Genomic DNA, 22,107 nt, shown 5'->3' on the forward strand with positions numbered 1-22,107 from the left:
TTTCGAGCTCAATTATCTCGATCTGTAACATCTAGGGCCCGAATTCCCGTCTAACTGTTACAGATCGAGACAAACGTTCTTAGCTCCCGACGTTTGTCTCAATCTGTAACAGATAGAGACCTTTTGTCCGTCCAGATGTTACAGATTGAGACATTCGAATTCCCCTGAAGAGAAAATCTCAATCTGTAACAGGTAGAACCCATTTCCTCGTCTACCTGTTACAGATTGAGACGAACCGCCAAAGTGCCCCCTTTGTGGTGGTTTGGAGTCAACTAGCGGTAGCTTTGCTTGAGGATTTCGACGACGTCTGGTTCGGTCAGTGTCACGGGGTCGTGGCTGAACAGGACGCCGTTGGTCGTCAGAGCGTTATGCGCGATGGCCGGCAGCTCTTCGACCGTAATCCCCCATTCGCTCATGGCGAGGTCTGCCACATGGCAAGCCTCCATCAGGCGCGTAAGCTCAACCACAAAATCGTGCGGATCATTCGCGGCGGCATTACCCATCAGGCGCGCCATGTCGATATAGCGCTCGGGCGCGGCGCCGTGATCGATCATCCACGTATGGTAGGCGCGCGCAATCATGATGAGTCCGGCGCCGTGTGGCAGGTCGTGATGATGCGCGCTCATGCCATGCTCAAGGCCATGCGAGCCCGTGGTGCCCGAAGCATCCATGGCATAGCCGCCGAGCGTGTTGGCAAACGCAAGGCTCGAGCGCGCCTCCAGGTCATCGCCATCATTGACGCACGTAGGCAGCGCTGCGGCTGCGCGACGAATGCCCTCGCGGCAAACCATGTCACCCATGGGCGTGTTGGTATTTGAGATGTAGCACTCAACGCAATGGAACAGGGCGTCGAATCCCTGATAGGCGGTCAGACGCGCCGGGACGCTCACCATGAGCTCGGGGTCGACGACCGAAAGCACTGGAAACAGGCGCGGATCGCCCAGACGGAGCTTCTCGTCATTGTCCTCGCAGGACAGGACACCGCTCGCATCGACCTCGGAGCCGGTACCCGCCGTGGTGGTCACGCACACCAGCGGCAGCGGATCGTTGGGGATAGGCAGGCCGAGCGCCGTGCCGCCATTCACAAAGTCCCAGATGTCACCGGGGCACTCGTTGCCCTCGGCGTCCGTATGCGGGTTGGCCGCCACCGCGCAAATACCCTTGCTGCCGTCCATGACCGAACCGCCGCCAAGCGCCAGCACAAAGTCGCAGCCATGGGTGCGCGCCATCCAGCCACCTGCGTTGACGGTCTCGCGCAGCGGATTGGGCTCAATGCGATCGAACAGCTCGTGCGCCACGCCGGCGCGATCGAGCTCGGCCTCCAAACGTCCCAGATATCCAAAACGCTTGACCGAGTTGCCGCCGGTGGTAACGATGAGCGCTTTGATGCCAGGCAGCTTCTGCGCGCCCAGCTCGCCCAACTTGCCCGCGCCAAACAGCACCTTGGTCGGTGCGATAAACGAATAACCGTTCATACGCGATCTCCTTACTTATATATGTGTCGCGTTGCCGCCATTATAGCGACCGCTGCGAGCGATCATGCCGTCTGCAAAACCCTATCTCAGCAGCAATAACCGACGTTTCCCCAGATAAAACCTGCCAAAATAAACCTGTCCCTTTTTGGTAGGTAGAATAACCCATAAGGTAAGTATGTTTCTGAGTTATTTCGTGTTGACCCATTTGAGCGGGATGGGGTATAACTCTACTCAACCGCTAGGGATTTTATTGAGAAAGGTGTTCTACCATGAGCAAGAACCTCTCCCAGCAGGTCGTTCTCGACCGCCGCGGCTTTGTCGCCGCCACCTTCGCAACCGTCGCCGGCCTTGGTCTTGCCGGCTGCTCCGACACCAGCGCCGAGGCTGACAAGGGTTCCGCCGCCGGCTCTTCCAAGAGCTCCGAGGATACCGAGGTTTCCGCCACGCTCGATGCCAAGGCATTCGACAAGCTCGTCGACAACGGCCCCAAGGCCGATGACGACGCCATCGCCGCCAGCACCTGGGCGACGGCCGTCAAGGACGCCGGCGTCTTTAAGATCGGTGGCGTTCAGACCTCCACGCTCTTCTCCCTCCTCAACGAGAAAGACGGTCAGACCCGCGGCTTCGACGCCGGTATCGCACAGCTCCTGTCCAACTACATTCTGGGCGAGAACAAGGTCGAGATCACCCAGGTGACCTCGGACACGCGCGAGTCCGTCCTGCAGAACGGCCAGGTCGACGCTGTCTTTGCCACCTACACCATCACTGACGAGCGCAAGAAGCTCGTCTCCTTTGCCGGTCCCTATTACTACACGCAGCAGGCCATCCTGGTACTCGCCGACAACGACGACATCAAGAGCGTCGACGACCTGGCCGACAAGAACGTCGCCGTCCAGTCCGGCTCCAACGGCCCTGCCATCCTGGAGGAGTTCGCTCCCAAGGCCAGCCAGCAGGAGTTCAAGACCGACGAGGAGGCCCGTCAGGCACTCCAGCAGGGTCGCGTTGACGCCTACGTCATCGATAACAACATGCAGCAGAGCGCCCTGGTCCGCGAGCCCGGTAAGTACAAGATCGCCGGCAAGCCCTTCGGCAGCAAGGAGCCCTATGGCATCGGCCTGCCACTCGATTCCGACGGCGTCGCCTTTGTCAACGACTTCCTTAAGAAGATCGAGGACGACGGCACCTGGACCGAGCTGTGGCAGATCTGCATTGGCGACCGTACGGGCGACACCAATGTTCCCGAGCTGCCCGAGATCGGCGCCTAGGCAGCGAGCCTAGTAACGGCCGCTACGAAACCATACGGAAACGCACGATGCGCTTTATTGCGCTAAACTGTTTCCTCACTGAGTTGTCGGGGCTTCCGTACACACGGGAGCCCCTTTCCTTACCGGCGGGAGGTCCGCATGAGTCTCTCCGAGCTCTGGTCGCTCTATGGCCAGAACTATATCGACGCGCTGCTAGCAACCTGGGGCATGACGCTTGAGTCGTTTGCCATCGCCATGGTGCTGGCCGTTGCCGTCACTGTGATGCGCGTGTCGCCGCTCAAGCCGCTGCGCGTCTTTGGCGACCTGTATGTCCAGGTCTTCCGTAACATCCCCGGCATCGCGCTACTCATCATCGTCGTCTATGCGCTGCCGCCGCTCAAGGTCGTCCTACCCTACCGCACCTGCGTTATCGTCGCCACGGTCCTTTTGGGCTCAGCCTTTGGCTCCGAGAACTTTATGAGCGGCATCAACACCGTCGGCGTCGGTCAGGTAGAAGCCGCCCGCTCGCTGGGCATGAGCTTCAACCGTATCCTCGCCAAGATCGTGATTCCGCAGGCGCTGCGTTCGAGCGTGCTGCCCATGACCAACCTCTTTATCGCCGTCATGCTCACCACCGCGCTCGGCAGTCAGGTGCCACTTAAGCCGCAAGAGCTCACCGGCGTGGTGAGCTACATCAACACGCGCTCGCTCGGCGGCGTCGCCGCGTTCTTTATCTCGGCGCTCGGCTACCTGGGCACGGCCTTTGTGGTGAGCCACATTGGCAACTACATCGATAAGAAGGTGAGGATCCTCCGATGAGCAAGCATTCCTCTCCCGCGCTCACCATGCGCGATGCGCTCTACGAGGCTCCCGGCCCCAAGATGCGCGCCAAGATTCGCGTTGGCACCGCCATCTCGCTTGTTGCCGTCGCCGCGCTCGTCGTCCTGGTACTACAGCGCTTTTATGTGACCGGTCAGCTTTCGGTCCACTATTGGTATTTCTTTACGCACCTCACCACCTGGAAATTCTTGCTTGCCGGTTTTGAGGGCACCGTTAAAGTCGCACTCACCGCCGGCGCCATCGCGCTGGTACTGGGTCTGGCCCTCATGCTCGGCCGCACGAGCGACATCAAGCCGCTGCAGCTGGTCTGCCGCGTGCTCACCGATTTCTTCCGTGGCGTGCCGAGCCTTCTGTTCATCTACTTCTTCTTTTTGGTGCTACCCCAGTACAAGATCGCGCTGCCGTCGTTTTGGATGCTCACGCTTCCCGTCGCGCTCGCTGCAGCCGGCGTACTTGCCGAGATCTTCCGTGCCGGCGTCAACGCCGTGCCGCGTGGCCAGGTCGAAGCCGCCCAGGCACTCGGTCTCTCCAAAGCTAAAATCACCTTTAAAATCGTGTTGCCGCAGGCGATCCGGTTTATCATTCCGTCGTTGATTTCGCAGCTTGTGGTCGTGGTCAAGGACACCACCGTCGCCTATGTGGTGAGCTACCCCGACCTCATGCAAAATGCCCGCGTGCTCATTACCAACTACGACGCCCTCGTGTCGGTCTACCTGGTAATCGCGGTCATCTACATCCTCATCAACGTCGCGATTAACAAGGCCGCCGTCTACGTTTCGCACAAGACCGGCGCGACCATCATCCGCTAACGCTTTACCATTTCGAGTCATAAGGAGCCAAGCACCATGGCACAGAGCACCTCTTCCGCCGGCAATCAGCCGTTGATCGAGCTCAGACACGTCGATAAGCACTACGGCGATCTGCACGTCCTCAACGACATCAATCTCTCGGTCGACCGTGGCGAGGTCGTCGTCGTGATCGGCCCCTCGGGCTCGGGCAAGTCGACCATGTGCCGCACCATCAACCGCTTGGAGACCATCGACTCGGGCGAGATCCTCATCGAAGGTCAGCCGCTTCCGCAGGAAGGCAAAGACCTTGCCCGCATGCGCGCCGAGTTGGGCATGGTGTTCCAACAGTTCAACCTGTTCGCACATATGACGGTGCTGCAGAACGTCATGCTGGGACCGGTCGACGTGCTGGGCGTGTCCAAGGAGGAGGCTCGTGAGCGCGCCATGGACCTGCTGAGCCGCGTGGGCGTGGCCGAGCAGGCCGACAAGGTGCCCGCACAGCTCTCGGGCGGCCAGCAGCAGCGCGTGGCCATCGCCCGCTCGCTCGCCATGCAGCCCAAGGCCATGCTCTTCGACGAGCCCACAAGCGCCCTTGACCCCGAGATGATTAACGAGGTGCTCGAGGTCATGGTCCGTCTGGCCCAGCAGGGCATGACGATGATCGTCATTACGCACGAGATGAACTTCGCCCGTCGCGTGGCCGACCGCGTCGTGTTTATGGCCGACGGCCAGATCGTGGAAACTGGCACGCCCGACGAGTTCTTCGACCACCCCCAGACCAAGCGCGCCCAGGACTTCCTCAACTCCATCAAGGGCCACTAACCCAATTGCCACGTGGGCGAATTCATCAGTAACGTTTGTCCCGCGCCGCCCCTGTGCCATGTCCATCCGGATTCGAAAGCCGCACCCATGATCGGAACCCGCACCTCATCGTCCTACACTCCGCACGTCGACGTCGATCCCGCCGACCGCCCGCTTATCCTGGTAGCACCACGCTGGGAAGAAGCGAAGCCCTATTTGAGCGAGACGCTCTCCCCCAACGAGGAGATTGCGAGCGTCTTTGTCGACGCCATTCTTGCCGCCGGCGGTCTGCCGCTGCAGATGTCCATTACCGAAGACGTCGACGTTATCCGTCATTACGTGGAAATCGCTGACGGTATCGCCATTCCCGGCGGCCCCGATGTCAATCCCAAACGTTGGGGCGATGATCGACCCTACGACCCCACCCTCTGCTGCGAGATCCGCGATAGTTTTGAGTTTAAGCTGGTCGACGAGGTACTCCGCGTCAAAAAGCCGCTCTTTACCACCTGCCGCGGCACGCAGCTGCTCAACGTCGCTACCGGCGGCACCCTGTGCATGGACGTGCCGAGCCTGGGCGCGCGCGAGGGCCGCACGCAGTGGCGCCACACCCACGTGCTCAACGACCCCGTGCACCCTGTCGAGGTCATGCCGGGCTCGCTGCTGGAGCGCGCGGTTGGCGGGCACAGGCTGATCCAGACCAACTCGGCACATCACTGCTGCGTCGACCGTCTGGGTAAAAGCACGCGCTTGGTCGCCAAGGCAACCGACGGCGTTCCCGAGTGCATCGAAGTCGAAGGCCAGCCGTTCTGCCTGGGCGTGCAATGGCACCCTGAGTATACGTGGAAGACGCTCGAGACCGACTTTAACCTGTGGAAGTCGTTTGTCGAGGCGGCGGCCAAGGTAAAGCAGGCCCGCTAGCTCGCGAACCGCACAGGCTTAAACCTTCCATGTCAGGGGGGGCGGACACCAGCCACGGTGCCCGCCCCCCTGTATTTGGTATGCTCGGTATGATCATCCCTCACAAACAATCAAAGAAATCTCGACCGCAATCGGTCTACGGTAAAGCAGATGGTAAAGACGCTTGCTACGTTTATTAGGCAGTCAATTAAAATCGAAACGCATTGACCGTCCCTCAACGGGGTCACGCCGCAAATCCACATGAGCATCGAGGACGGAAGCGGAAGCATGGAATTGGCCCCGAGCTGTATGTAAATCGCTACGACGTTGACAAGCAGCAGCATGCCAATCGGACCGAAGCCGGACTCAAAATAGGAAACAACGATTACGCAAGAGACCACGTATGCAAGGCAGACAGCGGCGGCAAGAACAAGTCGATAGCAAAAAATATTCAGGTTGAAATACTGCTGAGCATCCAAAACGATCGCGCAGTTAAGACAGTACAAAACGACACTCGTCAGGATAAACGCGCCCAAAAGGACAAAAGAAGACAGCACCACTCGCGCAACGATAGCGCACACACGCTTCCCTCCCCGAGCCTCCGACAACCCCCACGGTTCCTCGACAAAGCCTGAGCTGACAAAGCGCGGCACGATACAAGCCGCGATGAACGGAAAGAACAATGCATGAGCCAACGGGGCTACGTTGAACAGCAGACCGCGAAAAACCTCTGCATTACGAAATAGAAGGACATCCTCCGCCGATAACCGAAGCGTCGGATCTGGGAAAAAGCCCAAGAAACTGTTCTCACGGAGGCTACAGAACCACATCGGGAAAGAATTAAGCTGCAATACCACCATGCACGTATAAATTATCAGGATTAAGGCATACGTCCATTTACTCACATGCTTCCATTCTGAATGGAGGAATCTTTTAGTCTGACGAGCCATTGAGCACACCCCCAGCGCGAAAGCTCAAGAGAGCGTAAATCAATACCGATAGACAGCTGGCTGCCACGCCATATCCCAGAAGCGTCAGCTGCCCCATATCGCTATACCCAAGGGCACATCCGACTCCAAGGTACGGCCCCGGAAGAAAGAAGATCCATTGCAAGGACGGTATGGGCGTCTGAAGGTAAGTTCCGTAGAGCGTCAAGCTCATGACAAATCCGATTATTACCACAGCCCCGCTAAATACGGCGCTGCTTGTAATCCGATAGATGCTCACCGTCTCCAGCGCAATCGATATCACCAATACGGCGTTAATCATCATTGCGGGCAAAAATGCAGTCAGCATGCTATGCGCATAGTTTTGCCCTCCACGTGTTATCGCTATTGCAAAAAGAAGAAGGCAAAGCGCGCTATATGCTGCGCCAATTATCGAAGCAGACGAAAATGCATGGGCTAGAGCCCCATAAAAGCGGTTGAGACCTCTTGCCAAAGAAATTCGGCAGCCCTCTTCATAGCCACGCTCCTGTAGAATTACCAGGCAAACGATGAGCGGCACAAACAGAGATGTGCCGGCAAAGGCGCTACGCACAAGGGACTCATCAGGCGCAGTAGGATCGATTACATTCCAGATGAAACCAATATCCTCCCCGCAAACGCTATTGCCAAAGGCGAGCAACGTTGTTCCGCTTTTTAGAAAGACACCGAAGAGAAGGCCGAACGCCAGCATAAGCGCAAGACCAAACTTCGCCGGAAACATCCTGTGCAAACGCATCATATCTGCCTTTATGGGATGAATCGCCCGCTTCATAGCGAGACCGCCTTCATCAAGCGCCTGTAATACTCTTTTAGGGATGGCGCCTCATCCCTTATGACGTCCATCGATTCCTTTTTCAGCAGTTCGCCGTCATGAATAAACACGCAACTTGTTGCAACCGATGCCAGCTCATCCAAATCATGACTAGAGATGAGCATGGTCTTACCCTGCTCTCGATTCAATCGGCCGATAAGGGTCCATATGCTCTCAATGCCCAACGGATCCAATCCATTTGCCGGCTCATCGAAAATCAGCAAGTCGGTGTCGCCCAACAAAGCCGTAGCTATATCCAATCGCCGTTTCATTCCCAGAGAAAAACTGCTCACGCTCTTTTTCTCATCGGCATCCAGCCCGACTAGGCTCAAAACGCGAGGAATCTCACGCTTCTCATCGAGCCCCCATTCCGCACATCGGATTTGAAGATTCTCAACCGCACTGAGAGATTGATATGCTCCACTGGAATCTGGTACATAGCCGACACGCGTCCGCATCAGGCTCAGCTCTCTTTTTGACTTGCCTCCGAAGAGTTCCACGCTTCCCGACGATGGCTCACAGATGCCCAAGACGATTTTAATTAGCGTGCTTTTGCCCGCACCGTTTGCACCGACAAGGGCACAGAGCTCAGACTGATGCACCTCGAAGGAAACGTCATGCAAAACGCGCCGTTTCCCGTAGCGCTTTGATACTTTTGATAGCTTTATCGCTGATGTGTTCATTGGCCTCCCGTTCTGCTTGATAGCAAAACCGCTCATATCGCTCCTTCTTTCCTTTATCGTTTTCCATAGTTGTTATTGTTTTTCGATAACTCGTATTTGTCAAGATAATCTAAAAGAAAGAACACGTGTTAGACACGAGTCCCTTCACGCTGATATTTCGTTTTAGTTGTTCGCCTTAAGCTACTCGTCACTCAAATCGACAGCAAAGACTGATGTCGGAAGCGACGCCTCGTTGCCTCCGCCATCCCGCATCTGTCTCACAACATTTTTTGCGCGCTCAACAATAAGCTCCTCAAGCTCTTTCTCGCTCACGCGCTGAATAATATCTCCCGGTTGACAATCAAGCTCATCACAGATATCGAGGAGCGTCTTTAGGCGAATAGCTTTTATCTTTCCGTTTCTAAGCTTTGAAATATTAGCCGGAGTATGCCCCGTCGCCCGAATCAGATCAGCGCTGGTCTTTCCGGTCTTAAGCAGCTGCGTCTCAAGCTCGATGATGAGATAGCTCATGTTTCCTCCTACACAAGCTCGTCAGACTGCTCTTGGAGCAGCGAGGCATAACTCCAGATCGCCGAGATAAACAAACAGACAACTGCGCCGATAAACGACCCCGCATCAAAGGTAGCGCCTTGGCAAATCTCAATAACGAAGGAATGAGGCACGATGTAAAGCTCCAGTCCGCCAATGGTGAGATTGACCGATCCATAGGCACCAACAAGCGAAACCGCGGCGTTAACAGCAAAGGCAAGCGCGAGAACACGGATAAGCCGCACATGCGTCTTGGTAAAGGGCGAGACGCCCCGAGAGATATTACGGCTGATCCCGCACAAAACGACAAGCGAAATACCCACGACGAGTGCCAGGCACAGTCCGCTTGGGATAACGACGCACCCGCCATTGAGAAACGTCACGACACCGAAAGAATCGACAGAAGCAACGTTTGTAACCGCATACCAGATCACGTAAACAACCAACGCGGCAAAAGCGACGAGCATCCCTGCAAAAACGGCTGCCATGCAAAAACCAAGCTTCCTGATATTTTCGCCCGCCTTGGCCATACGCTGAACGCTGTTGGACATACACTCACCCTCATCGACTCTATCGTTATTCGAACAGTTTATCGAACAACGATATGGATTGCATGCGGAAAGCCCCGCCAGTGCGCATAGGCCATTCACTAATCAGAAGGGGTGAGAGTGGATTTTTGGACACGTATCGAACGAGAGTGGATAATCTCCCACTTTGAGGCCGCCACCGGGCCTAAAACGGGAGATTATCCACTCTCATAGTCATCAAAGCTCGCAAGCTCTTATTCGGCCGCCTCGCGCAGAGCCGACATCGTTGCCGCATATTGCTGCTGCAGCGCATGCATTCCCTCGCGGGCGCCGTCAACGGCATCGGCGCCGCGCAACGTTTCGGTCACCACGACCGCCGGCTTGTACAGGTTATCAAATCCCAGGTTCTGGCTCACGCCCTTGAGCGTATGCACCGCCATAAACGCTTCCTCGGCGTCTCCTGCCGCCATGGCAGCCTCCAGCTTGTCCATGCTCTCGTCATCCAAAAACTTGAGGGCAAAGCGGGCAAGCATTTCCTCGCCCATCAGCCGAGCGCACGCGTCATCATAATTAGCGCCGATCTTCTCATACGCCTCACGCATGGAAATCATGGGTTAAAAACTCCTTTGTTCAAACTAAATCGTGGGAAACGCGACGACGTCAGCGGGGCGTGCCAACGTCTCGGCAATTTGGTCTTGCACCTCGAGCAGGCAATCAAGCAGCAGCGGGTTAAAGGTGCCGCACTTACCGTCCAGGATCATCTGGATCGCCTCCTCGTGCGGGATAGCGTCCTTGTACACGCGCACGCTCGTCAGTGCATCGTACACGTCAGCCACCGAAACCACCTGCGCGGCGATGGGAATTTCGTCGCCCTTAAGGCCATCGGGATAACCCTTGCCATCCCAGCGCTCGTGGTGCCAACGCGCAATCTGGTACGCATATTCCATAAGCGCATTGCCGGCGTGATGGCTACCCAGCTCAAGCAGCATGTCGGCGCCGATCGTGGTATGCGTCTTCATAATCTCGAACTCCTCGGGCGTAAGGCGTCCGGGCTTGTTGAGGATCGCATCGTCAATCGACATCTTGCCGATATCGTGCAGCGCCGAAGCCAGGGCGATCGTGGAGCGTTCCTCATTGTCGAGGGAGATCGTGCCGCTACGCTGGACCAGACAGCCAAGCAGCAGCTCGGTCAGCTTTTCGATGTTCGTAACGTGCCTGCCGCTCTCGCCGTTGCGAAGCTCCATGACGCCGGCCATGATGTCGATGAGCATGCGACTGTTCTTGACGCGCTCGTTGTACTGCTGGGACAGCAGGTTCGTCAGGCGGCGCTGTTTGGCGTATAGGCGGATGGTGTTGCTTACACGGCGGCGCACGACACGGGAGTCAAACGGGCGGTTGATATAGTCCGAGGCTCCCAACTCGTACGTGCGCAGAACCATATCATCGGAATCTTCGCTCGAGATCATGATGACAGGCAGATTGTCGATACCCGTTCGGCGCGACAGATCGGCCAGCACCCCAAAGCCGCTCATGCCCGACATGACAATGTCCAGCAGCACGAGCGACAACTCATCGCCATAGCGGTCGACCATGTCGAGCGCCGCACGACCGTTATCGGCCTCGAGGATGCAATACTCGTCCTTGAGCATCTCGTTGAGAATGACTCGGTTCATCTCGGAGTCATCGACAATAAGCACCAAAGGCTTTTCGCTTTGGAAGGCCTCGATGGAATCGGCATCGGTCACGACCGTACCGGCTTTTGCCTTAGCACGGCTCAGTAACTGGACAGCGCGGCCAACGCCCTCATCGACCGTCTCGCCATGAATGCGAACGCCACCAACACATGCCGTCAAGCTCACGTACTCATGGCCCGGAATAATCGTGGAACGAACGGCATCGGACACCTGATGCAGGCGACGGGTGAAGTCATCGGAGGGAATATTGGGCATGACGACCACGAACTTGTCGCAGCCATAGCGTACAAGCTCGTCAGTCGAACGAATTCCGCTGCGTATGGCCGTCGCCACAGCACCGAGCGCAAGGTCGCCGGCATGACGGCCACACGTATCGTTGAAGACCCTAAAATCATCAAGGTCGATCATCGCAACGCCGGCATTCATACGGGCGCCACGAAGCTTTTCCTCGTAATATCGGCGATTGTGCACACTCGTCAGCACGTCGGTGTAGACAAGGTCCTCTTCTGCAGCCTCTTGCTCATCGATCGGACGCACCATCAGTAAGACATGAGGCTCGCCCTCGACCTTTAGAGGGCGCAGAAGGGCGCGGTACTCAACGCCATCGTTGAGCAGTTGCTCCGACACCTCATCGGAATCTGTCAAGGCCTCAAGACTCGACTGACGCAGACAAGGGCAGCGATCGCCGGCGAGCAAGCAGTTAGGCTCGCTCTTAATCTGATCGGCCGACAGCAAACGCACCACGGGGTAGGTCTTCGCGACGCGGGCGACCTCGGCGGCAGCCTCCTCGTCGGTTAGATTGGCCTCGTGATTATTGAGCATATGGGGCCCTTTCGATAGTTTCGCATGGTAGCGGTGGGTTCCAAATGCTACAAGGGTAACACCTTGTCGATGCAGGTAAGTACGTGAATGCTGCTACATTTTTATGAGTTGGCAGACGGCGCGATTGAAGCCGCAGACGTGAGGTTTTGAGCACATTTGTTAACACGGCCGAAACGTTTGCGGATGGAGCTTGCTTTGGCTATTGCGGGTGCTAGAACCCCAGGATGCCACGGACAGTCTGGGCAGCCGCTACCGGGCGATCGCGCAGGCCGTTGTGCGCGCCCGGGATCGTCACGAGCGGACAGTCCAAAAGCTCAGCCGCCATCCTCGTGCCCACCTCGCGGGGCGTGCCAATCGAAAGCTCGCCCAGGAGCACAGCGGCCACCGTTTTCGACGCGCGAACGCTATTCCAATCGGGAACGCAGGTCATAGTAATCCCGTATTCGTTTGCCATGAAACTGCGGCCGTTGCGCAGGGCATGCCTGGCTTCTGCCTCGGTTAACTTGGGGGCCTCGGGGTCCGAATCGCCGATGGCGCCCAGGAAGGCCCGTAATGCCCTGGAAACCTTTCCCGCGGCGATCATCTCGAGCAAAACCGGGGCCGCGCCCAGGCCGGTACCCTCATCCGTCACGGCGGGTTCATGCAGAATCGCACGCGAGATTATGGCGGGGTTTGCACGGAGAAGCTCCAGGGTCACCAGCGTACCGGCACTGTGCGCGAGCACGTTTGCCGGAGCGCCAATATGCTCGATAACGGCCTGCAGGTCGGCGGCCTGGGCGGCGAGGTCGTAGCGTCCGTCTACAGCGTCGCCGCTCTCGCCGCAACCGCGTCGGTCGTAGGCAATGACGCGGTAGTTACAGGCGAGCTCGCGGGCGATGGCGTCAAAAAAGACGCCGTCGACGCAGGCGCCGTGCACGCACACCAAGGCAGGAGCATCAGGCGACACATCCGGGCCGGCATATTCGCGACAGGCGATCGTGGTGCCCGCATTCTCGACCGTAAAATCCATACTGTGTTCCCATCGTCAATGCCCATCCAGTTGCACGTCAGTACGGTTGGATAGACCCGCATTGCCTTACGCCTTGTTAACAGATTAACTGTACCCGACCTGAGGCTTTTCATGGCACGGCATAATAAGCGACGTGAAAAAACGAAACTTGTAAAGCAAGAGCCCGCACCTTGCTTTGGAGCCGATGCTATGCTTAGGCACAATTGTCTTGAGGAGCATTTGCCTATGTCTACGTTTTTGAATGCCAGCCCCATCTTTGGGCCCGTTCGCAGCCGTCGCCTTGGTCTCTCGCTCGGCGTCAACATGATGCCGGCCAGCGGCAAAATCTGCACGTTCGACTGCATCTACTGCGAGAACGGCCTCAACGCCGAGCGCCCCTGCCATGAGCCGTATAACACGGCTGCCGTGGTACTCGACGCGCTCGAGGCAAAGCTGCGCGAGATGGCAGCCGAGGGCGAGCTCCCCGATGTGATCACGTTTGCCGGCAACGGCGAGCCCACCGCCGCGCCGGAGTTTCCGCAGGCCATCGCCGGTGCCGTCGCGCTGCGCGACGAGCTTGCCCCAAACACCAAGATTGCTGTGCTCTCCAACGGCACACGCGCCGACCGCCCCCAGGTACACGATGCGCTCATGATGGTCGACGACAACATTCTTAAGCTCGATACGGTCGACCCGGCGTTTATCCAGCTGCTCGACCAGCCTGTTGGCCCCTACGACGTCGAGCGCCAGATCGAGACGTTCGCAAGCTTTGACGGTCACGTTATTATCCAGACGATCTTTTTGACCGGCGAGTATCAGGGCAGGCCCATCGACAACACCGGCGAGGAGTACGTTGCCCCTTGGCTCGCGGCGCTCAAGCGCATTCGTCCGCAGGAAGCGACCATCTACACGGTGGCGCGCGAGACACCGGTCGCCGGCCTTGCTAAAGCGGCGCCCGAGGTGCTCGACGCCATTGCCGCGCGCGTCCAAGCCCTCGGCATTCCCTGCCAGGTGAGTTACTAGCAAAACCACGCAGCAGCTAGTGTCAGCCATCCCGCTCCATCAGTTGCGGTGATATAGTTCCTATTTGTGCTGTTAAACCGCTTAAATCGGAACTATATCACCGCAACTTTTATGGACACGTGGGTGGGCTATACTAGCTGCAAATGAAAGGAAGTTAGCCATGTTTGACAAAGGACCCGTGCCGGGCCGCAACGACGCTTGCTGGTGCGGCAGCGGCAAAAAATACAAGAAATGCCACAGTGCCTTCGACGAGCGCCTCGAGCGCCTGTGGGAGGAGGGCTGGGAGGTTCTGCCCCGCACGCTCTACAAGACGCCCGCCGACATCGAGGGCATCAAGCGCTCCGCCGCCATCAACGTGGGCGTGCTCGACTACGTAGGCGAGCACATCGCCGCGGGCATGACCACCAACCAGATCGACCAGATGATCTACGACTACACCGTCGAGCATGGCGGCACGCCAGCCGACCTCAACTACGAGGGCTACCCCAAGAGCGTGTGCACCTCGATCAACGACGTGGTCTGCCACGGTATCCCCTGTGATACGGACGTGCTGCACGAGGGCGACATCATCAACGTGGACTGCTCCACGATCTTGGACGGCTACTTTAGCGACTCGAGCCGCATGTTCTGCATCGGCGAGGTCTCGGCCGAGCGCCAGCGCCTGGTCGACGTCACCCGCGCCAGCGTGGAGGCGGGCCTTGCCGCCGTCAAGCCGTGGCTGCCGCTGTCCGTGATGGCCGAGGCCGTGCAAAAGACGGTCGAGGACGCCGGTTTTAGCGTGGTGCGCGAGTACGGCGGACACGGCATTGGCAAGGAGTTCCACGAGGACCCGTTTGTGGGCTTTACCACCGAGGCGCCCGATGTGGACACCATCATGGCTCCGGGCATGGTCTTTACCATCGAGCCTATGGTCAACGCCGGAGCGCCCGACATCAAGATTAGCAAGGGCGATGGCTGGTGCGTGCGCACCAAGGACGGCAGCGATTCGGCCCAGTGCGAGGTACAGCTCGTGGTGACCGAGGACGGTTACGAGCTGCTGAGCTGGTAGCCGTGGATGCGCCGGATGCTGACGGGCACGCTCGTCTTGCATCCGGCGTTTTTGTTTGAGCGTTTTGCCTGATAAAACCTGCCAAAATAAACCTGTCCTTTTTGGCGGGTCGAGCGGAGAGGACTGCTTGTGAACATCCTGGTTTTGTTGCCCGTCAACGATCGCCATCGCGCAATTCTTGAGTCGAGCGCTCCGGGCGAGGACTTTATCTACACGAGCGCCGACGCCATCACGCGTGAACAAGTCGCCAACGCCGACGTTATCTTGGGCAACATAGACCCTGCCCTGCTTACCGCATGCGAGCACCTCCAGCTGCTGCAACTGCAGACCGCGGGCTATGACGATTACTTGGCCGCCGGCACCGTGCCAGCCGACGCTAAGCTTTCCTGCTCGGTGGGCGCCTACGGCCAGGCCGTGAGCGAGCACATGTTTGCCATGGTCCTTTCCATGATGAAGCGCCTGCCCGGCTATCACGACTTGCAGCGTGAGCATCGCTGGGAGGATTTGGGACCGGTCACTTCGCTCAAAAATGCCAATGTGCTCGTGCTGGGCGCGGGCGATATCGGCGGCCACTTCGCCACGCTCTGCCGCAGCATGGGTGCACACGTCCGCGGCATCAAGCGCCATCCGCTCGTCTACCCCATCGTGTTTGAGGACATGGACGGTATGGACGCCCTGCCCGAGCGCCTGGCCGAGGCAGACGTCGTCGCATCCTTTATGCCCAGCACGTCCGAGACCCGCGGTCTGGCGAACGCCGAGTTCTTCGCCGCGATGAAGCCGGGCGCCTTCTTTGCCAACGGCGGCCGCGGCGATCTTGTGGTCGCCGACGACTTAGTTGCCGCCCTGGAGTCAGGACATCTCGCCGGCGCCGCGGTCGACGTCACCGACCCCGAGCCGCTGCCTGAGACAAGTCCCCTGTGGGATGCGCCCAACATGCTCATCACACCGCACGTCTCCGGCTGGTTCCATCTGGCCGCCACGCTCAACAATGTGGTCGACATCGCCGCGGAGAACCTGCGTCACCTGCAGGCCGGCGAGACGCTGCGCTGTTGGATCGAGCATTAGATTGTTCCGGCGTTTTACCAAACGCCGGAACCCCTCGACGCTGCGAGCCCGCCAGAGCGGCAATCTGACGTTCAATCGTCGGGCATGGCCAAAAGGCCTATGCCCTCCTCTTTCACGTCACCTTGCTCGCTCTGGCGGGCTCTCGCTGACTTTTGCTCTACCTGCGGAGTTTCACTGGCGTCGACTTCATCTGCAAGCCTTAGCAGCTCCGTCTTGCCGTTGGCGCTGTGGCATTTGCCCAGATAGAACCTGCCAAAATTGTCATCTCATTTTGGTCGATTTTAGAGCTCCACGCTTTCGGCGCCGTTGATGGTTAGGTTGCGCTCGTAGAAGGCGGTGAGGGCGCGGATGGCGTACATCACGTCGCGTACGCCGCCGGTCTCGTAGCTCGAGTGCATGGCCAGCTGCGGCAGGCCCACGTCCACGGCATGCATGCTCGCCTGCATATTGGACAGGTTACCGAGCGTGGAGCCGCCGGCCATATCGCTCTTGTTGGCGAAGGCCTGCGTGGGCACGTCGGCGTCATCGCAAATAGCCTGGAACACCGCGCGGCTAAAGGCATCGGTGCAGTAGTGCTGGTTGGCGGCCTCCTTGATGACGATGCCGCCGTTGAGCACAACCTGGTTGCGGGCGTCGCACTTCTCGGCGTGGTTGGGGTGCACGGCATGCGCGTTGTCGCAGCTCACGAGCATCGAAGCGGCAAGGGCGCGATGGTACGACTCGTCGTCAAAGCCCAGCGATCCGTTAATGCGGCGCAGCGCGTCGGCCAAGAACGTCGACATGGCGCCCTGCTTGGTCTCGGAGCCAACTTCCTCGTTATCAAAGCAGCAGAAGACCGAAACGTCGTGCGCGTTCTCGGCACCCAAAAATGCCTGCAGCGAGGTGTAGGCGCAGGCCAGGTCGTCGAGCTTGGGCGTCGAGATAAACTCGTCGGCCCAGCCCCAAATGCGCGCATCCTGACGATTGACCAGGAACAGATCGCGGCCCAAAATCTGCTCGGGCTCAACGTCCAGCTCGTCGGCGATCAGGGCGTCAAAGTCGCCCTGCTTAAGGTCACCAGCGCTGATGAGCGGGCACAGGTCAACGGCTCGGTTGGGAGCAAAGCCCTCGTTGACGCCACGGTTCATGTGGATGGCGAGGCTCGGGATGATGGCGACCTCGCGCTCGGTGGCAAGCAAGCGACTCTCAATGCGGTCACCCTCGCGCACCAACACGCGGCCCGCGAGCGCCAGCGGGCGATCGAACCAGGTGTAGTCGATCATGCCGCCGTAGGCCTCGGTGTTCAGGCGCAGCGTCTCGCCCGCGCCGTCAAGCTCAGGCACGGCCTTGACCTTAAACGTCGGCGAATCGCTGTGCGACGCCGTGAGCTGAAAATGATAGTCACCGGCAACGCCGTCCTCGCCCCACGTCGCGGCCAGGTCCTCGCCCACCTTAAAGGCGATAACGCTCGAGGTGTTGCGCTGCGTGTAATAACGCCCGCCCGGCTCGATATCCCACGCCGCGTTCTCGGGCAGGTAGGTAAAGCCCGCCTCGTCGAGCTCGGCCATAATGGTCGCCGCCGTATGGAACATGCTGGGGCATGCCTCGATAAAGTCGATAAGGTCGTTGGCGGCCTCGATATCGTCGGCCGTCACGTGCGCGCGCTCGGGCGTTTCCTGATCCGTCATGCTCTCCCCTTTCGCTGGGTTGATGGTCCCTTCCAGCATACCCCGCCACGCCAGCGCCGCACTCTTCATTCCGCGCTTAATTCCGCGCCACTCACCAAGTTGAGCCATCATGCCCGCGCTCCTTTTGCGACAATTGCGCTAACAGGACGAGAGGAGCCGTCATGAAGCCACGTAACATTGCCATCGCCTGCGGTGTCGCGGGAGCCGCCGTCGGCCTTGCCGCTGCCACCGGCATCGTTTATCACAAGCAAATCAAGTCCGTCGCGTCGCTCAAACGCTTGACCGACTATGCGGATGGCTATGACCTGTACGCAATCGACATTGCCTACGACTACGATCTTGATCGCGTCATCGCCGCTGGCGTGCGCGACGACCAGGCCTACATCGATGCCGTGGTGGCGCAGGTGTTGCCCGGCGTGCCGGCACATGTCCAGGCGCCCCAGTTTGCCTGCAGCGCTTTTGTCGCCGTAGATGCCGAAGGCCGCGTGCGCACCGGTCGCAATTACGACTTTAAGGACGACACCTCGGCGCTGCTGGTGCGCAATCACCCGCGCAATGGCTATGCCTCCATCGGCTTTGCGGCCCTCAATAACCTGGGCGCCAACACTCCGCTTGACTCCGTCGCCGGACGCGCCGCCGCACTCATGGGCCCGTTTGCCCAGCTCGACGGTGTTAACGAATACGGCGTGTCCATTGCCGTACTCACCCTGGATTCCAAGCCCTGTGACCAGGACACGCAACGCCCCGTCATCAACACCTCGCTCGCCATCCGCCTGGTGCTCGACCGCGCGGCTACCACGCAGGAGGCCGTAGACCTGCTTTCCGCCTACGACATGCACGCCATGGCCGGACGCGACTACCACTTCTTTATCAACGACGCCGCCGGTGACGCGCGGGTGGTGGAGTGGGATCCGCGCGATCCCAACCGTGCATGCAAGGCAACGCCCGTACGCCAGGTTACGAACTTCTACGCCTGCTATGGCAACGAAGTGCTGCCCAACCAAAAGAACGGCGAGCTGGGCCATGGCAAGGAACGCGCCATCGCCATCGCCGATGTCCTCGACGCCCATACCGGCGCCCAAGATGAGGCAGTCGCTTGGAAGGCCCTGCGCGCTGCGGCGCAAAAGCCCAATCCGGAAGACATCACCAGCAACACGCAGTGGTCGGTCGTCTTTGACAACACCGAGCCCGCTGCCGCCATCACGCTGCGCCGCCACTGGGGCGACGTCGACGCCTTCGCGCTGTAAGGAGCTGGCACCGTCGTCCTTACGCTCGCCTGACGTTGCTTACATTTCTATACGCTTGAGCTAACACGTTTTACCCCCGTATCAACAGTGTGCGGGGGTAAACTTATGCGCATGTTATAACTTGCCCGGAAGGATTCATCATGCTTAGGATCGGTCTTCTTACCAGTGGCGGCGACTGCCAGGCGCTCAACGCCACCATGCGCGGCATTGTCAAAACGCTTATGACCAATAGCGAAGAGCCTATCGAGATCTATGGTTTTGAGGACGGCTACCAGGGCCTTATCTACAGCAGATTCCGTGTTATGACGCCCGCCGATTTTAGCGGCATCCTCACCCGCGGCGGCACCATCCTGGGCACGAGCCGCACGCCGTTCAAGCGCTTGGACATTCCCGAGGCCGACGGCGTCGAGAAGGTGCCCGCAATGGTCCACACCTATCACAAGCTGCAGCTCGACTGCCTGTTTATGCTGGGCGGCAACGGCTCCACCAAGACCGCCAACCGCCTGCGCGAAGAGGGCCTCAACGTTATCGCCCTGCCCAAGACCATCGATAACGACACCTGGGGCACCGAGTTGACGTTTGGCTTTACGAGCGCCATCGACGTCGCCACCAAGTGCATCGACGACATCCACACTACCGCCTCGAGCCACGGCCGCGTGTTCGTCATCGAAATCATGGGCCACAAGGTCGGATGGATTCCGCTGTACGCCGGCGTCGCGGGCGGCGCGGACGTCATCCTGATTCCCGAGATCCCCTACGACATGGACAACGTCATCAAGACCATCGAGCATCGCATGGAGACCGGCAGCCGCTTTACCATCGTGGCCGTCGCCGAGGGCGCCATCTCTAAGGAGGACGCGGCGCTGCCCAAGAAGGAGTACAAGAAGAAGCTCGCCGAGCGTACGAGCCCGTCAATCGTGTACGACATCGCCAAGGAGATCGAGGCCAAGACCGGTCGCGAGACCCGCGTCGCCATCCCCGGCCACACGCAGCGCGGCGGCCAGCCCGACGCCCAGGACCGCATTTTTGCGACCCAGTGCGGCGTCGAGGCAGCGCTCGGTTGCCTACGCGGCGAGTTTGGCTACATGATTGCCCTGCGTGACGGCAAGATGTGCCACATGCCGCTCGAGGAGGTCGCCGGCAAGCTCAAATATGTCGACCCCCAGAGCGATCTGGTGCGCGAGGCCAAGGCGTTGGGCATCAGCTTCGGCGACGAATAGCCTCGGCCGAAATCCATCCCATCGGACCCTCCGACCCCGCCCGACGTATTTCGATTTGGCTCCTCCCTTGACTCCGTCAAAGGTCGCCAATCGAAATCGTCGGGCGGGGTCGGAGGGCCCTGCGTTTACATACTCGCCGAGGCTATTCGTCTTCTTGCTGCGGGTGCCTGATCTGAAATTAAGTTGCGGTGAAACAGTTCCTGCTTAGCCTGCAAATGGCTGAATCTAGAAACTATTCCACCGCAACTTTTGACCCGGGCTCTTAGCTGTTGCGCGCACTGACATTTGTCACATAATTGCTGGTCATGATGGTTGCTACCGGTAGTTGCGGTAGGGTTGGGGCAGATTCTAACTAGAAATGGTGGTCGCTACCGGTTGTTCTCGGCATACTCGGCTCATTCGATTACGGTCACTACATGAAAGGAACTGCTATGGATCTTGCAATGGCACAGCGGCTCGTTGACCGCCGCAAGGCTGCCGGGCTTTCTCAGGAGGCGCTTGCTGCCCAGCTGGGCGTAAGCCGCCAGGCTGTTAGTAAATGGGAGCGCAGTGAGTCCTCACCCGATACCGATAACCTCATTGCGCTCGCCGCGCTGTATGACGTGTCGTTGGACGAGCTGCTATATGGGGAGGCGGCCAACGATGCCGACGACCTGGAAGACGGTAGCGCCGACACCGAGACGGCGGATGTGGCTGACGAGGCTGAGGATTCTGCCGGGCACGCCGATTGCGGCGACAAACCACTTGTCGATATTTCCCTCGCGCGCGGTATCCACGTCATTGATCCCAATAAAGGCGAGGAAGTCCATGTTGGTTGGAGCGGCATCCATGTGACCAACGAGCGCAAGGGCGAAGAGGTGCATGTGGGGCCGGGCGGCGTGCATATCGATACGCTTGAGGACGACGGACATAGCGTGCGTACCAATGACGACGGCACCGTCACCATCGACGGCGAGACGTTTTCCAGCTGGAAGGAAGCACACGACAAGCTCGACCATCATGGCAAGCATTTCCACACCAAGGTCGGACGTGCATGGAACAAATTCCCCTTCCCCGCACTTGTCACTCTCGCCTATCTGGTGCTCGGCATTGTCTACGGCACATGGGGCATGGGGCTTTTCCTCGTCTTTCTGGTTCCCGTCTACTACGCGATTGGTGACTTCATCGATCGGCGCCACCTGTCTAAGCTGATCGAGGCCATCTACCCGGCAGCCGCCATCGCTTGGTTCCTCTACATGTGGCTCTGTTTGGGACAGCCCCATCCTGCATGGATCATCCTCATCACGATTCCCGTCATAAAGGCGCTCATGCGCTGGTGCCGCAAACAATGGAAGCACCGCAAACAGGCCTAACACGCTCCGACCCACCAGCACCCAACCACCCCCGCCCTTCTTCTAAGTTGCGGTGAAATAGGGACTGTTTTGAAGCTCCAAAGCGCCAAACAGTCCGTATATCACCGCAACTTACAAACAACTGGATCAGTTCCGGCACGGAGATTAGCATTGAGCTGACCGCGCGCCAAGAAAAGGGCCTATTTACTACGTTTAACTCGAGAGGGCCGACCATACCCGCCTTTTCCGAAAATTGGCAAGCCCTCTACCTGCGGTTTTAATTTCATAATCTTTGTCATGGTTGAGGGTGTGGTAGCAAACGTAGTAGATAGGCCCATTTTGTGGCATACGACCCATTCAAGCCCAATCTCGAAGGCTAAAGAGAGCCTCTCATCCACGCCTGTGAGCGAAAACCAAATAGA

General features: G+C 58.7%; 21 protein-coding genes. 11 read left to right on the top strand and 10 right to left on the bottom strand.

Going from position 1 to position 22,107, the window contains the following annotated elements; translation table 11 throughout:
• Positions 1-272: 272 nt before the first annotated feature.
• A complete protein-coding gene (locus CSV91_RS05820; protein ID WP_099432142.1) occupies positions 273-1,475 on the bottom strand; it encodes an iron-containing alcohol dehydrogenase in 1,203 nt (400 codons plus the stop codon).
• A gap of 269 nt (positions 1,476-1,744) precedes the next feature.
• Between CSV91_RS05820 and CSV91_RS05825 the strand changes: the two genes are divergently transcribed.
• From CSV91_RS05825 to CSV91_RS05845, 5 genes are all read left to right on the top strand, one after another.
• A complete protein-coding gene (locus tag CSV91_RS05825) occupies positions 1,745-2,740 on the top strand; it encodes a glutamate ABC transporter substrate-binding protein (RefSeq protein ID WP_099432143.1) in 996 nt (331 codons plus the stop codon).
• A gap of 138 nt (positions 2,741-2,878) precedes the next feature.
• On the top strand, positions 2,879-3,538 hold the full coding sequence (locus tag CSV91_RS05830) for an amino acid ABC transporter permease (protein ID WP_006234894.1): 660 nt from the start codon (positions 2,879-2,881) through the stop codon (positions 3,536-3,538).
• Complete coding sequence (locus tag CSV91_RS05835) at positions 3,535-4,368, top strand: amino acid ABC transporter permease (protein ID WP_099432144.1); 834 nt, start codon at positions 3,535-3,537, stop codon at positions 4,366-4,368. The genes CSV91_RS05830 and CSV91_RS05835 overlap by 4 nt, the downstream gene beginning before the upstream one ends.
• 36 nt (positions 4,369-4,404) lie before the next feature.
• On the top strand, positions 4,405-5,169 hold the full coding sequence (locus tag CSV91_RS05840) for an amino acid ABC transporter ATP-binding protein (protein WP_099432145.1): 765 nt from the start codon (positions 4,405-4,407) through the stop codon (positions 5,167-5,169).
• An 87-nt stretch (positions 5,170-5,256) separates the two neighbouring features.
• A complete protein-coding gene (locus CSV91_RS05845; protein WP_099432146.1) occupies positions 5,257-6,066 on the top strand; it encodes a gamma-glutamyl-gamma-aminobutyrate hydrolase family protein in 810 nt (269 codons plus the stop codon).
• A gap of 110 nt (positions 6,067-6,176) precedes the next feature.
• On the opposite strand, the gene CSV91_RS05850 is transcribed toward CSV91_RS05845, so the two are convergent.
• The 8 genes from CSV91_RS05850 to CSV91_RS05885 form a co-directional block, all read right to left on the bottom strand.
• A complete protein-coding gene (locus tag CSV91_RS05850) occupies positions 6,177-6,950 on the bottom strand; it encodes a hypothetical protein (protein WP_099432147.1) in 774 nt (257 codons plus the stop codon).
• Between the two features lie 28 nt (positions 6,951-6,978).
• Positions 6,979-7,803: a hypothetical protein gene (locus tag CSV91_RS05855; protein WP_099432148.1), complete on the bottom strand. Its 825-nt coding sequence runs from the start codon at positions 7,801-7,803 to the stop codon at positions 6,979-6,981.
• Positions 7,800-8,561: an ABC transporter ATP-binding protein gene (locus CSV91_RS05860; protein WP_099432149.1), complete on the bottom strand. Its 762-nt coding sequence runs from the start codon at positions 8,559-8,561 to the stop codon at positions 7,800-7,802. The genes CSV91_RS05855 and CSV91_RS05860 overlap by 4 nt, the downstream gene beginning before the upstream one ends.
• A 144-nt stretch (positions 8,562-8,705) precedes the next feature.
• On the bottom strand, positions 8,706-9,035 hold the full coding sequence (locus CSV91_RS05865) for a helix-turn-helix domain-containing protein (protein ID WP_089572320.1): 330 nt from the start codon (positions 9,033-9,035) through the stop codon (positions 8,706-8,708).
• A gap of 8 nt (positions 9,036-9,043) precedes the next feature.
• Positions 9,044-9,583: a hypothetical protein gene (locus tag CSV91_RS05870; RefSeq protein WP_147579393.1), complete on the bottom strand. Its 540-nt coding sequence runs from the start codon at positions 9,581-9,583 to the stop codon at positions 9,044-9,046.
• A gap of 251 nt (positions 9,584-9,834) precedes the next feature.
• Positions 9,835-10,191 (bottom strand): Hpt domain-containing protein, encoded by a 357-nt coding sequence (locus CSV91_RS05875; RefSeq protein ID WP_099432151.1) that lies wholly within the window; start codon positions 10,189-10,191, stop codon positions 9,835-9,837.
• 24 nt (positions 10,192-10,215) lie between these two features.
• A complete protein-coding gene (locus CSV91_RS05880) occupies positions 10,216-12,096 on the bottom strand; it encodes an HD domain-containing phosphohydrolase (RefSeq protein WP_099432152.1) in 1,881 nt (626 codons plus the stop codon).
• A gap of 211 nt (positions 12,097-12,307) precedes the next feature.
• A complete protein-coding gene (locus CSV91_RS05885) occupies positions 12,308-13,105 on the bottom strand; it encodes an alpha/beta fold hydrolase (protein WP_099432153.1) in 798 nt (265 codons plus the stop codon).
• Between the two features lie 225 nt (positions 13,106-13,330).
• On the opposite strand from CSV91_RS05885, the gene CSV91_RS05890 reads away from it, so the two are divergent.
• From CSV91_RS05890 to CSV91_RS05900, 3 genes are all read left to right on the top strand, one after another.
• Positions 13,331-14,107, top strand: a complete 777-nt coding sequence (locus CSV91_RS05890; protein ID WP_099432154.1) for a radical SAM protein — start codon at positions 13,331-13,333, stop codon at positions 14,105-14,107.
• 160 nt (positions 14,108-14,267) lie between these two features.
• Positions 14,268-15,155, top strand: a complete 888-nt coding sequence (map, locus tag CSV91_RS05895) for a type I methionyl aminopeptidase (RefSeq protein ID WP_099432155.1) — start codon at positions 14,268-14,270, stop codon at positions 15,153-15,155.
• Positions 15,156-15,284: 129 nt separating this feature from the next.
• The gene (locus CSV91_RS05900) at positions 15,285-16,220 is read left to right on the top strand and encodes a D-2-hydroxyacid dehydrogenase (protein WP_099432156.1); all 936 of its coding nucleotides are present in this window, start codon (positions 15,285-15,287) and stop codon (positions 16,218-16,220) included.
• A gap of 281 nt (positions 16,221-16,501) precedes the next feature.
• Here the strand turns inward: CSV91_RS05900 and CSV91_RS05905 are convergent, their stop codons facing one another.
• On the bottom strand, positions 16,502-17,887 hold the full coding sequence (locus CSV91_RS05905) for a M18 family aminopeptidase (RefSeq protein ID WP_172622456.1): 1,386 nt from the start codon (positions 17,885-17,887) through the stop codon (positions 16,502-16,504).
• Between the two features lie 161 nt (positions 17,888-18,048).
• Between CSV91_RS05905 and CSV91_RS05910 the strand changes: the two genes are divergently transcribed.
• The 3 genes from CSV91_RS05910 to CSV91_RS05920 all read left to right on the top strand — a co-directional run bounded on the left by CSV91_RS05910 (position 18,049) and on the right by CSV91_RS05920 (position 21,706).
• Positions 18,049-19,134 (top strand): carcinine hydrolase/isopenicillin-N N-acyltransferase family protein, encoded by a 1,086-nt coding sequence (locus tag CSV91_RS05910; protein ID WP_099432157.1) that lies wholly within the window; start codon positions 18,049-18,051, stop codon positions 19,132-19,134.
• 140 nt (positions 19,135-19,274) lie between these two features.
• Positions 19,275-20,354 (top strand): 6-phosphofructokinase, encoded by a 1,080-nt coding sequence (locus CSV91_RS05915; protein WP_099432158.1) that lies wholly within the window; start codon positions 19,275-19,277, stop codon positions 20,352-20,354.
• A 431-nt stretch (positions 20,355-20,785) separates the two neighbouring features.
• Positions 20,786-21,706 carry a helix-turn-helix domain-containing protein gene (locus CSV91_RS05920; protein WP_099432159.1) on the top strand — a complete coding sequence of 307 codons (921 nt, stop codon included), beginning with the start codon at positions 20,786-20,788 and terminating at the stop codon, positions 21,704-21,706.
• The last annotated feature ends 401 nt before the right edge of the window (positions 21,707-22,107 follow it).

It is taken from the genome of Collinsella aerofaciens, assembly GCF_002736145.1.
Taxonomy (GTDB): domain Bacteria; phylum Actinomycetota; class Coriobacteriia; order Coriobacteriales; family Coriobacteriaceae; genus Collinsella; species Collinsella aerofaciens_A.